8 protein-coding genes are annotated in these 11,780 nt (G+C 72.1%); 6 read left to right on the forward strand and 2 right to left on the reverse strand.

Annotated features, from left to right (window positions below; all coding sequences use genetic code 11):
- Positions 1–66 precede the first annotated feature (66 nt).
- Positions 67–855: a mechanosensitive ion channel family protein gene (locus tag ACP4E5_RS25975; protein ID WP_425832641.1), complete on the forward strand. Its 789-nt coding sequence runs from the start codon at positions 67–69 to the stop codon at positions 853–855.
- Position 856: 1 nt separating this feature from the next.
- Here ACP4E5_RS25975 and ACP4E5_RS25980 read toward each other — a convergent pair whose 3' ends face one another.
- The gene (locus ACP4E5_RS25980) at positions 857–1,162 is read right to left on the reverse strand and encodes a DUF6401 family natural product biosynthesis protein (protein WP_425832643.1); all 306 of its coding nucleotides are present in this window, start codon (positions 1,160–1,162) and stop codon (positions 857–859) included.
- Positions 1,163–1,303: 141 nt separating this feature from the next.
- Here ACP4E5_RS25980 and ACP4E5_RS25985 point away from each other — a divergent pair, with 141 nt between their 5' ends.
- The 4 genes from ACP4E5_RS25985 (at position 1,304) to ACP4E5_RS26000 (ending at position 8,686) form a co-directional block, all read left to right on the forward strand.
- Positions 1,304–3,346 (forward strand): helix-turn-helix domain-containing protein, encoded by a 2,043-nt coding sequence (locus ACP4E5_RS25985; protein ID WP_425832645.1) that lies wholly within the window; start codon positions 1,304–1,306, stop codon positions 3,344–3,346.
- A 456-nt stretch (positions 3,347–3,802) separates the two neighbouring features.
- Positions 3,803–5,137: a type III PLP-dependent enzyme domain-containing protein gene (locus ACP4E5_RS25990; RefSeq protein WP_425832646.1), complete on the forward strand. Its 1,335-nt coding sequence runs from the start codon at positions 3,803–3,805 to the stop codon at positions 5,135–5,137.
- A gap of 195 nt (positions 5,138–5,332) precedes the next feature.
- Positions 5,333–6,820 carry an amino acid permease gene (locus tag ACP4E5_RS25995; protein WP_425832647.1) on the forward strand — a complete coding sequence of 496 codons (1,488 nt, stop codon included), beginning with the start codon at positions 5,333–5,335 and terminating at the stop codon, positions 6,818–6,820.
- Positions 6,821–6,988: 168 nt separating this feature from the next.
- Positions 6,989–8,686, forward strand: coding sequence for a class I adenylate-forming enzyme family protein (locus tag ACP4E5_RS26000; protein ID WP_425832648.1), 1,698 nt, complete (start codon positions 6,989–6,991; stop codon positions 8,684–8,686).
- Positions 8,687–9,589: 903 nt separating this feature from the next.
- Here ACP4E5_RS26000 and ACP4E5_RS26005 read toward each other — a convergent pair.
- The gene (locus tag ACP4E5_RS26005; protein WP_425832649.1) at positions 9,590–10,867 is read right to left on the reverse strand and encodes a M6 family metalloprotease domain-containing protein; all 1,278 of its coding nucleotides are present in this window, start codon (positions 10,865–10,867) and stop codon (positions 9,590–9,592) included.
- A gap of 236 nt (positions 10,868–11,103) precedes the next feature.
- Between ACP4E5_RS26005 and ACP4E5_RS26010 the strand changes: the two genes are divergently transcribed.
- Entirely contained in the window at positions 11,104–11,763 is a 660-nt protein-coding gene (locus ACP4E5_RS26010; protein ID WP_425832650.1) for a TetR/AcrR family transcriptional regulator, read from the forward strand.
- Positions 11,764–11,780 lie beyond the last annotated feature (17 nt).

An 11,780-nucleotide genomic window follows, 5' to 3' on the forward strand; every position in this document is an offset into this window, starting at 1 on the left:
GGGGGGGACACGTTCCGTCGGGCGCGGTGTCGCGGCGTCCGGCCCCACGGGTGGAGGTAGCCACTCATGATCCAGAATCCCGCCAGCACGCTCGCCGTCGACTTCACTCAAGGGCTGAACGACGCGTGGTCGAAGGTCGCCGAGTTCGTGCCGAAGCTTGTCGGCTTCATTGTCGTCATGGTCATCGGGTGGTTCATCGCCAAGATGATCACCAAGCTCCTCGACCGGGGTCTTCGGAAGATCGGGTCGGAGAAGCTTGCCGAACGGGCCGGCTCGGCGAAGATGCTCGAAGGGTCGAAGTACGACACGACCGCGATCCTCTGCAAGGTCGTCTACGTCGCCCTGATGCTGATCGTGCTCCAGCTCGGCTTCGGCGTCTTCGGCGACAACCCCGTGTCCGACATGATCAACGGCATCGTCGCCTGGCTGCCGCGCGGCATCGTCGCGGTCGTCCTGATCGTGGTGGCCATGGCCGTCGCCAACGTGGTGCGTGACATCGTCACCAACACCCTGTCCTCCGTCTCGTACGGGAAGACCATCGGCACCATCGTGTGGGCCTGCATCGTGGTTCTGGGTGCGATCGCCGCGCTCGGGCAGGCGGGCATCGCCACGTCGGTCACGCAGCCGGTGCTGATCGCCGGGCTCGCGGCCGGGGCCGGGATCCTGATCGTCGGTGTCGGCGGCGGGCTCATCGGGCCGATGCGGCAGCGCTGGGAGCGGTGGCTGAACCTCGCCGAGGAGGAGACCGCCAAGGCGAAGGGGAGTGCCGGGAATGGCGGCGCCTATCAGGCGGGTCGTGAGGATGCCCTTTCCCATCAGCCCGTTCAGGAGCGGGAACGTACCGACAACCAGTGACCTACGCCAGGTCGAGCAGGGCGTGCCGTCTCACCAGCCAGCTGATGGCGGTGAGGCGGCACACCGCGTAGTCGTGGCCCACGGGTTCGAGCCAGCCCGTCTCGGTGAGCGCGTCGAGGAAGCCGAGCGCGTAGTCACCGAGGGCCTCGGCGTCGGGTGCCGGCGGGTGCAGCGCGGCCGAACCGGCCTCCAGGCGGTCGCGGACCTCCGCCACGTGCTGGTCGACCGCGGCCACGAAGGCGGGCTCGAAGGCGAATTCGGCGAAGCGGGGGCCGTAGGCCTCGCTCACCCGGGCAAGAGGGGACATTCGTCCAACGTATGGGCGGGGTCCGTCGATTGGAGGTGAGGGTGGGGTTGCCTTCGTCACAAGTGGCTGGTTTGGGGTGGGTTGTTCGTCACGCCTCTCTCCGCATCGGGCGGGGTGTACGTGATCGGTGAGACTGGGGACATGGAGTTTTCCGTGTCCGGCAGGCCGCAGCCCGAGAATCCCGCTCCGGGCGGGGGCCCCACGTTGGCGCAGGTCGTCGGGGTCGTGGGGCGGGACGTCGTCCAGGTCGTGCGGGCGCCGTGCGGGACGGACGTGGCCGTCGGCGGGGTCGGGGTGTTCGACGCGGGGGAGAGCCTGCAGGAGCGGGGGCGGGTGCTCATCGCGGTGGGGGTCGATACGTCGGATCCGGCCGCCGCTGAAGTGTTGCGTGCGGCTGACCGGGCGGGGGCCGCCGCGCTCGTGGTGCGGCGGGGTGCGGAGGGCGTGGCGCCGCTGCTGGATGAGGTGGCCGACGGTGTGTCCACCGCGTTGCTCGCCCGAGCCCCGTGGGTGGACTGGGGCGAGTTGATCGGGCTGTTGCGGGCAGCGCTCGCGGCCGGTGGGGCGCGGACGAGCGAGCCCGGGGTCGATGTGGGGCTCGGGGATCTGCCGGCCCTCGCCTCGGCGCTCGCCGCGCTCGTCGGGGGCGCGATCACCATCGAGGATCCCGAGTCGAATGTGCTGGCGTACTCGCCCACGGCAGATACCGCCGACCCGCTGCGGCGACTGACCATCCTCGGGCGGCGGGTGCCGCGGTGGCGGGTCGCCGAGCTGGCGGAGAGCGGGTTCCTGGCGGCGTTGTGGGCGGGGGACGTCGTGCATCGGCCCGCCGACGGGCGGTTCCCCGAGCGGCTCGCCGTCGCCGTACGCGCGGGGGAGGAGGTCCTCGGGTCGCTGTGGGCCGCCGCCGACGGGGAGCCGCTGCCGGAGGGGGCGCGGGAGGCCTTGCGGCAGGCTGCCGCCATCGCCGTGCCGCATCTGCTGCACCACAGGCTGCGTTCCCGGTCCGCCGAGGGGCGGCGTCGGCACGCGGTGCGGGCCCTGTTCGAGGAGCGGTCGCCGGATGTGGGTGCCGCGGCCGCGGCGCTCGGCGTCGACGCCGGTCAGCCGTGCGGTGTGCTTTCGGTCGTGGCCGTGGGGCCCGTGGCGCCGGAGGTGCGGGAGCGGGCGTTGCGGGCGGTGGTGTTGCGGGTCGCCGCGCACGGCGCGCCCGCGTTCGCCTACCGGGCGGAGGGCGGTCTGCCCCAGGTTCACGGGGCGGATCCCCGTGCCGGCCAGGCCTCGGGGCTCCGCCCCGGACCCCGCTCCTCAAGCGCCGGAGGGGCTGGAAATGGGGCGGCTTCCCGTGCTGACCAGGTCTCGGAGTCCCGTCCTGGGCCTGGCTTCTCAGGTGGTGGAGGGGCTGGGGATGGGGCGGCTGCTCGTGCTGGCCAGGTCTCGGGGTTCCGTCCTGGGCCTGGCTTCTCAGGTGGTGGAGGGGCTGGGGCGGCTGCTGGTGCTGGCCAGGTCTCGGGGTTCCGTGCCGGGGCCGGCGTCTCGAGTGGCGGAGGGGTTGGGGACGGGGTGGCTTCCCGTGGTGGCCAGGTGTCGGGGGTGCGTCCTGGGACCGGCTTCTCAGGTGGTGGAGGGGCTGGGCAAGTCGACGGTGACCGGGTCGACGTGTTGTTGGTCGACCCGCGGCCCGACGCCGCCGAGCGTCTCGCCCGGGATCTCGCCGGTGTGCTGCGCGGCGCCGGGGTCAAGCCGCTGGTCGCGGTGGGGCCGGTCGTCGGTGCGCTGAAGGACGCGGCGGACTCCCGCGCCGGGGCCGCCGAGGTCGTGCGGGTGCTGCGTGCGCACGGGGAGCCGGAGGTGGCCGGCGCCGACGACGTGCGGTTCGCCCTGGACGCGCTGCGGGTGTCGGACGCTGTCGCCGCGCAGGTGCCGTCGGTCCACGACGCCGTGGCCGCGCTCCTCGCGCACGACGAGCGGCACGGGACGGATCTGCCGCGCACGGTCGCCGCGCACCTGGTGTTCTTCGGGGACGCCGGGGCCACCGCCCGTTATCTGGGGATCCATGCGAATACGTTGCGGTACCGGCTGCGCAGGGCCCGCGAGCTGGGCGGCTTCGACCTGGGGGACCCCGACGTGCGGCTCGTCGTCGAGCTGGGGCTGAGGCGGGCCGGGCTGATCCCGCTGCCGTGATCGCGGCATGCGGCCACGCGCGCCGGCGTAGTGCGCCGCCACCACGCCTACCCGTCCGCCGTCGTGCGCCCGCACCACGCACGCCTCCCGGCCCGCCGCTCCTTGTGCCGGCCCACAGTCCGCCGGTCCCGTACTTCGTGCGGCCGCACGCAGACAGGCCGCCCCGCCGCGCTGCAAGGTGACGAGTAGCTGGACGGTCGGCCGGCTGGACGGCCAGCCACCGACCACCAGCCAGCCACCGGCCAGCCGGACGGCGACTGGACCCGGCACGCGACCGACTCGCAGGATCCGGCCGGTCAGCCACCGGCCAGCCACCGGTCAGCCACCGGCCAGCCGACCGGTCACCACCCAGCCGGCCAGCCACCACCCGGCCATCCGACCACCACCCAGCCACCCCAGCCCCCCGTACCACCCCGCCCCACCCCCACCAAGACGCAGAAGGCAGGACACCCCCCGATGCCGCAGCCCCCCGCCTCCGCCGCCCGTCGTGACGCCGCTTTGCGGGCCGCCGTTGAGAAGGGGCTCGTGGGGCCCGACGCCCCCGTGCTCGGGCTGCTCGACGTGGCCGGGATCCGGGAGGCCGCGCGGGCGCTCAAGGCGGCGTTCGAGGGCGTCGACGCGCGGCACACCTTCGCCGTGAAGGCCGCCTCGCTCGTACCCGTGCTCGCGCTCCTGAACGAGGAGGGCATCGGCGCGGAGGTCGCGAGCCCCGGTGAGCTGGCGCTCGCGCGGGCGGCCGGGGTGCCCGCCGAGCGGATCGTCTTCGACTCGCCCGCCAAGACCGTCGGCGAGCTGCGGGACGCACTGGCCGCCGGCATCGCCGTGAACGCCGACAACCCGCAGGAGCTGGCCCGTATCGACGAACTCGTCGAGGAGTTCGGGGCGGGCTGCGCGCCCGTCGGGCTTCGGGTGAATCCGCAGGTCGGCAGCGGGTCCATCGGTGCCATGAGCACCGCCACCGCGACCTCCAAGTTCGGCTTCACGCTGCGGGATCCGGGCGCGGAGCAGTGGGTCCTCGACGCGTACAAGACGCGGCCGTGGATGACCCGCCTGCACACCCACACCGGCTCCCAGGGCGTCGCCCTGGAGCTGATGGCGGAGGGTGTGCGCGCCGCGTACGAGCTCGCGGAGAAGATCAACGCGCACGTCGGGCGGCAGCAGATCGACACCCTCGACATCGGCGGCGGCCTGCCGGTGAACTTCGCGTCGGACGACGTCACCCCCGGCTTCGAGGAGTACGCGGGCATCCTGCGCCGAACCGTCCCCGGGCTCTTCGACGGCCGGTACACCCTCGTCACCGAGTTCGGGCGCTCGCTCCTCGCCAAGCAGGGGTTCATCGCCGCCCACGTCGAGTACACCAAGACCTCCGGCGGCCGCCGGATCGCGGTGACGCACGCGGGCGCGCAGGTGGCGACCCGTACCGTCTTCGCGCCCGAGTCGTGGCCGTTGCGGGTGGGGGCGTACGACGCCGAGGGCCGGCCGCGGACGAGCGCGCCGCTGGTGCAGGACGTGGCGGGGCCCTGCTGCTTCGCCGGCGACCTCGTGGCGCGCGGTCGTGAGCTGCCCGAACTGGAGCCCGGCGATCTCGTCGCGCTGTACGACACCGGCGCGTACTACTTCTCGACGCACTTCCACTACAACAGCCTTCCTCGTCCCGCTGTGTACGGGTATGTCCGGGACGAATCGACCGGTGTGACCTTCGCGCCGGTACGTTCCGCGCAGTCCCTCGACGAGGTTCTGGCCGAGTCCGGCGCCCAGTACGCGGGTTCACTGATCGGGCTCGTGGATTAGTTGCCCCTGTGAACGGTTTAAGGTGGCGTGTCGTCGCGCGGTACGCCCGCGGCACACTCCACCGGGATCCGTTCTGATCTCGTAGTTCGCCGGATCCGGCGAACCAGTCCTGTCCAACAGGTACGTCGTCCACGCCTGCGCGCGTTCGCGCTCGCGTGTGTGCGGCATGCCGTTTTGCACGTACGTCGGAGAACCATGGAGCACACAGCACAAGTCGAGCCCGAGGCTCGGCCCGCGCAGGCCTCTACGGCTGCGACCGAGAGCGGTGTGGCCACGGACGGCAAGGCCACGGCCGGAGCCATCCGTGAGGGGGGTTACTCGGCCGGCCTGCGCAATCGTCAGGTCCAGATGATCGCCATCGGCGGCGCCATCGGCACCGGTCTCTTCCTCGGCGCGGGGGAGCGGCTGCACACCGCGGGCCCGTCCCTGGTGGTCATCTTCGCCATCACCGGTCTGTTCGCCTTCTTCATCACGCGCGCCATGGGCGAACTGGTGATGCACCGGCCCACCTCGGGCTCGTTCGTCTCGTACTCGCGTGAGTTCCTCGGCGAGAAGGCCGCGTACACGGCGGGCTGGGTCTACTTCCTGCACTGGGTGTGCAGCGGCATCGCGGAGATCACCGCGGTGGCGATGTATCTGCACTACTGGTCCGCCTTCCGCGACATCCCGCAGTGGACGCTCGCCCTGGTGGCGCTGCTCGTGGTGCTCGGCGCGAACCTGATCTCGGTGCGCTGGTTCGGCGAGTTCGAGTTCTGGTTCTCGATCATCAAGGTCGCCGCGATCCTCGGCTTCCTGGCCATCGGCTGCTGGCTGCTTGCGAGCCGGCACCCCGTCGACGGGCACAGCACGGGACCGCAGCTGATTACCGACAACGGCGGCATGCTGCCCAACGGCCTGCTCCCGGCGATCGTCCTCATCCAGGGCGTCGTCTTCGCCTACGCGGCGATCGAGATGGTCGGCATCGCCTCCGGCGAGACGGAGAACCCGCGCAAGGTGATCCCGCGCGCCATCAACTCGGTGTCGTGGCGCATCGTGCTGTTCTACGTCGGGTCGGTGCTCCTCCTGGTCCTGCTGCTGCCGTGGAGCGCGTACAAGGCCGGCGAGTCGCCGTTCGTGACGCTGCTCGGCAAGCTGGGCGTGCCCGGCATCAGCGGCATCATGAACTTCGTGATCCTCACGGCGGCGCTGTCCAGCTGCAACTCCGGTCTCTACTCGACCGGCCGCGTGCTGCGCTCGATGGGCCTCGCGGGCTCCGCGCCCGCGTTCACCACGAAGATGAGCAGGAAGGGTGTGCCCTACGGCGGCGTGCTGCTGACCGCCACGTGCTACATCGCGGGCATCATCCTCAACTACATCGTGCCCGAGCGGGCGTTCTCGATCGTCATCAACTTCTCCGCGATCACCATGATCGGCACCTGGGTCATGATCATGGTCTGCCAGATGGTGCTGCGCCGGAAGGCGCTGCGCGGCGAGCTGGAGCGCCCCTCGTTCCGGCTGCCGGGCGCGCCCTTCACGAGCTGGCTGACCATCGTCTTCCTGGTCGCGGTCGTGGTCCTGATGGTCGTCGGCGGCGGCGACTCGGCGATCTCGGTGTACTGCTCGCCGCTGATCGTGGCCGGCCTCGTGATCGGCTGGTTCCTGACCCGCAAGCGGGTGGCCGAGCACGCGAAGGCCGCGTCGTAGCGCAGTGAAAGGCCGCGTCGCAGCGGAGTAGGCGGAGTACGAGGCTGTCGGCGGGCGGTGCGCGTGGAGGTTCACGCGCGCCGCCCGCCGCGCTGTACGGGCCCGTCCGGCCGTTGGCCCGTGCACGTATCTTGACGTGGGTCGGGCCGCCGGACGTACCGTCCGACCATGGACGCTGATGCCGTGGATTCCGTGGAAGCGCTGCTGACCGCTCCGGGCGCCCCCTTCGCCGTCGCACGCGGCGAGGACGGGCGCCTTTCCTACGCCGACGGGCCCCGTACGCTGCGCGAGTTCGCCGAGACGACGTGGGCGTATCGAGACACCCCCTTCGTCATCTCCGAGACCGGGCGCATGACCTACGGGGAGTTCTTCGCGGCGGCGTGCGCGCTGGCCCGCCGCTTCACCGGCGACGAGAGCGCGGGCGGCTACGGGCTGCGGCCGGGCGACCGCGCCGTCATCGCGATGCGCAACCACCCGGAGTGGCAGGTCGCCTTCTGGGCGGCGCAGTTGGCGGGCCTGGTGGCGGTGCCGCTGAACGCGTGGTGGACCGCCGACGAGTGCGCGTACGCCCTCGACGACTGCCGCCCCGCGGTGCTGGTCGTCGACGGGGAGCGCTACGAGCGCGTCCGCCCGTGGCTCGACGCGGCGAGCCCACGCCCCTGGACCCTGGTCTGCCACGAGGAGGGCAGGGAGGCGAGCGGCGACCGGGTGGAGCGGTACGCGGACCTGCCGGAGCCCGACCCCCAACTCGGGCCGCCCGACGTGGACATCGACCCGTCATCGGACGCCACGATCCTCTACACCTCCGGTACGACGGGCCGCCCCAAGGGCGCCGTCGCCACCCACCACGCCCACATGGGCGCCGTCACGGGCCCCCGCTACGCCGCGGCCCGCGCGGCGCTGACCCGCGGCATCGTGCCTGGTCAGGGCCCGGCCCCCGTCGGCCTCCTCACCTTCCCCTTCTTCCACGTGGCGGCGTTCACCGGCTTCTACGCCGCGATGGGCGTGGGTGGCACGATCGTGGTGCTGCGCAAGTGGGACACGGACACCGCGCTCGCCATGATCCGCGAACACGGCGTCACCAGCTTCGGCGGCGTCCCGGCCACGGCCCTCCAACTCCTGGAGCGTGCCAAGGAGTTGGGTGACGAACTTCCTACGCTCACGGGGTTCAGCACGGGCGGCGCGGCGGCTCCGCCCGGCATCGTGTCCCGCCTCACCGACCGGTACGGCGAGCGCATCGAGCCCCGCAACGGCTACGGCCTTACCGAGACGCTCGGCGGTGTCCTGTCCAACGCCGGTGAGGAGTACCGGAGTTGGCCGGGCAGCGTCGGCCGGCCCGCACCGGCGGTCGAGGTGCGGATCGCGGACCCGCTGGGTGAGCCGCTGCCCGACGGCGAGGTGGGCGAACTGTGCCTGCGCGGGCAGCCGTTGATCCGCGGATACTGGAACGCGCCGGAGGCCACGCGGGCCGCGTTCACGGAGGACGGGTGGTTCCGGACGGGGGACCTGGCGGTGCTCTCGGACGGGCGGGTCAGCGTCGTCGACCGGATCAAGGACCTGGTCATCCGGGGTGGCGAGAACGTCCACTGCGTCGAGGTGGAGGCGACACTCCACGACCACCCCGAGGTCCTGGAGGCGGCCGTCGTGGGCGTCCCGCACCCGGTGCTGGGCGAGGAGGTGGCGGCGGTACTCCGTACCCGGCCGGGCTCGACGGTGACCCCGGACGACATCCGCGCCTTCGCGGCGAAGTCCCTGGCGGCCTTCAAGGTCCCGACCCACGTGGTCCTCCAGGAATCCGAACTCCCCCGCAACGCCACCGGAAAGGTCCTGAAGCGCACCCTGCGCCAATCCCTGACCCCCAACTGACCACGCCAGCGGCCGAGGCCCCCTGCCCCCCAAGCCGGTGCCGGCCGACCGCAGCTGGACGGGAAGGCGTGGTCGGCAGCGGATCCCCCGCACCGGCACGCGGGTCTCGGGGCACCCGCACCGAGACGCGGGTCCCCCGAGACCGACGCCCCCGGAGGGGGCGGGTGGCGGTTGGTGGGCGAGGGCAGGGCCATTGCCCACGGGGAGGCGGCCACAAGCAGGCTCACGGTGAGGCGGGCACAAGCAGGCCCATGGGGAGGCGGGCACAAGCAGGCTCACGGTGAGGCGGGCACAAGCAGGCTCACGGTGAGGCGGGCACAAGCAGGCCCATGGGGAGGCGGGCACAAGCAGGCCCATGGGGAGGCGGGCACAAGCAGGCCCACGGTGACGTGAGCAAAGTCCGGCCCACGGGGAGGCGGGCACAGACAGGCCCCACGGGGAGGCGGGCAAAATCCGGCTCTCGTGACGGTGGGTAAATCAGGCCCTCATGACGGGTGGGCCACATCAAGCCCCGCGACGGGTGCGCAAATCAGTCCCCCGCGACGGCTGGGCCAAATCAAGCCCCTGCGGCGCTTGAGCAGCGGGGCCCGGGGCGGAGCCCCGATCTTTTCAAGCCCCGCCGGCGCTTGAGGCGCGGGGCCTGGGTCGGTTCCCGAGTTCTCCAGCCCTGCCGGCGCTTGAGGCGCAGGGTCCAGGGCGAGCCCAGAGTTCTCCAGCCCCGCCGGCGCTTGAGGCGCGGGGCCTGGGTCGGTCCCCGAGTTCTCCAGCCCTGCCGGCGCTTGAGGCGCGGGGTCCAGGGCGAGCCCAGAGTTCTCCAGCCCCGCCGGCGATTGAGGCGCGGGGTCCGGGGCGGAGCCCCGTGGCGTGGGGGCGGTCGAGCACGCGGGGACGGTGCCCCGTGACCTACCTACGGGTGACGTACACCTGATAGTCGCCGGAACCACTGATCCCGCCAACCACCACCCGTACGCCCGCCCCCTTGTCCCGAAACACCTCCCCCGCCTGGAACGCCGCATCGGACAACTCCGCCTGCACATTCGGCTGCCGCGTACACCCCCCGCTGTCCGGCGTCGCATCCTCGACCTTGACCGGCCCCTGCCCGGTGTCCACATCCGCGTCGACCTTGTAGACCAGCACCCCGGACCGGCACACCGCCTCGTCGTTGCCCTCCTGCGTACGCACCTCGATCGCGTACCCCGTCTTCCGGGTCAGCGGCACGAACACCAGCTTCGAGCGGCCGTCGTCGCGGGCCAGCGGCGAGAGCCGGTACTCGGTCGTGCCGGACTGCGCGGCGCAGCCGACCTGACTGTCGTCGAGCCACCCGAGCTTCCATTTGTGCCAGCCGAGCAGATCGTTCCCGGCCCCCCAGTCCTCGCTCATGATGTCCCAGTGCCCGGCGGCACCGCCGCCGTCCTGCGTGTAGAGGTCCGGCAGCCCGAACACGTGCCCGTTCTCGTGCGGCAGCACCCGGTACCCGGTCCTGCCGTACGACCCGGAGCCGTCGTCCTGCCGGGAGTACACGAACGACGCGTTGGAGAGCGGCACCCCGTCGGCGACCGGCGCCTCGTGGTTGCCCGCGAACGTCACGGACAGCACGGTGTCCAGCGCGGAGGGCCCCGCGTTCGGGGTGACCAGGATGTTCACCAGGTCGTACCGCCGGAAGTCCACCTCCGGGTCGGCGGCCGCCGCGATGTCGTCGGCGAGCTTGCGGTAGCCGGGGTCGAAGGGGGCGCCGCGGTCTATCCCGTACGCGGTGAACGGCTTGGGCATCCGCAGCCAGTGGTCGATCGGGGCCTCGGGAACGTAGTCGAGCTTTCCGTACGAGCCCCTGCGGAACCAGTCCCGCGTCTGCGGGAAGAACTCGCCGAGCCGCTCCTTCGCGGAGCCCTGCCCCGGCGCGTCGGGGAAGTCGACCATGAGGTTGAGGGCCCGCACGGTGCCGGTGGAGCGGGCGTAGCCGGGGGCGGTGGGCAGGCCCTCCGACATCTGGACGCCGAGCGAGCCGCGGATCATGCAGGGCGCGAGGGAGGTCGTGCGCGAGACGGCGACGGGACCCGCCGCGGTCGTCGAGTCGTCGAGGAGCCTGCCGGTGCTCGCGGTCATCGTCACGGTGAGCGCCACCGCCGTGCTCACGGCGAGCAGCGCCCCACGGCGACCCCTGCGTATCCGACGCACTCGCATCCGCACCGCCTCACGCTCGGGTCCCTTTCGATCACCCTGTGGCGGGGTGGGGCGGGCCGCTCGCTGGGTGCGCCGATCGTGGGTTTCCGAGGTCAGGGGCGTGTGAGGCAGGTCACATGAGGGTCGGGAAATAACCGGGGACGGTCTCCCCGTTTAGACCCGTGTCCGCACGAACCGGGGACTGGCTCCCCGCTTCATCCGAAGACCGTGCACACAGACCCGTGAAGGAGACCGCCGTGAGCACCGCGACCGAGAAGCCGCAGCGCCGCGTCCCGCGCCCGCGGGCCGACGCCGTGCGCAACCGGGAGCGGATCGTCGACGCCGCGCGCGAACTGCTCGTGGAGCACGGCCCGGTCCTGCCGCTCGACGAGGTGGCGCGCCGCGCCGGCGTCGGCAACGCCACGCTGTACCGGAACTTCAAGGACCGCGGTGAACTGATGCACCACGTGGTGATCACGGTCACCGATCAGATCACCGAGCACGCGGAGCGGGGGCTCGCCGCCGAGGACGCCGGCGAGACGACCGGATTCGGCGCGCTGCGCACGTTCGTGCACGCCGCCGCCGAGGAGCGGATCGGCGCCCTGTGTCCGATGCTCGACGCCACCTTCGACACGGACCATCCGGAGCTGGTCGCCGCCCGCGAGCGGCTGACCGATTCCGTCGAGCAGCTCATCGAACGGGCCCGTACGGGCGGCGAGTTGCGCCCCGACGTCGGCGTCGGGGATCTGATGGTCGCCCTCTCCCAGCTCACCCGGCCGCTGCCCGGCACCGGCTGTCTGGACTTCGACCGGTACGTCCACCGTCATCTGCAGCTGTTCCTCGACGGCCTGATGGCACCCGCCCGCTCGGAACTCCCGGGCGAGCCCGCGACCTTGGAGGACCTCCGCCAGGACTGACGTCCGCGCGCCTCTCC

The organism is Streptomyces fractus (assembly GCF_049844455.1).
GTDB classification, from domain to species: domain Bacteria; phylum Actinomycetota; class Actinomycetes; order Streptomycetales; family Streptomycetaceae; genus Streptomyces; species Streptomyces fractus.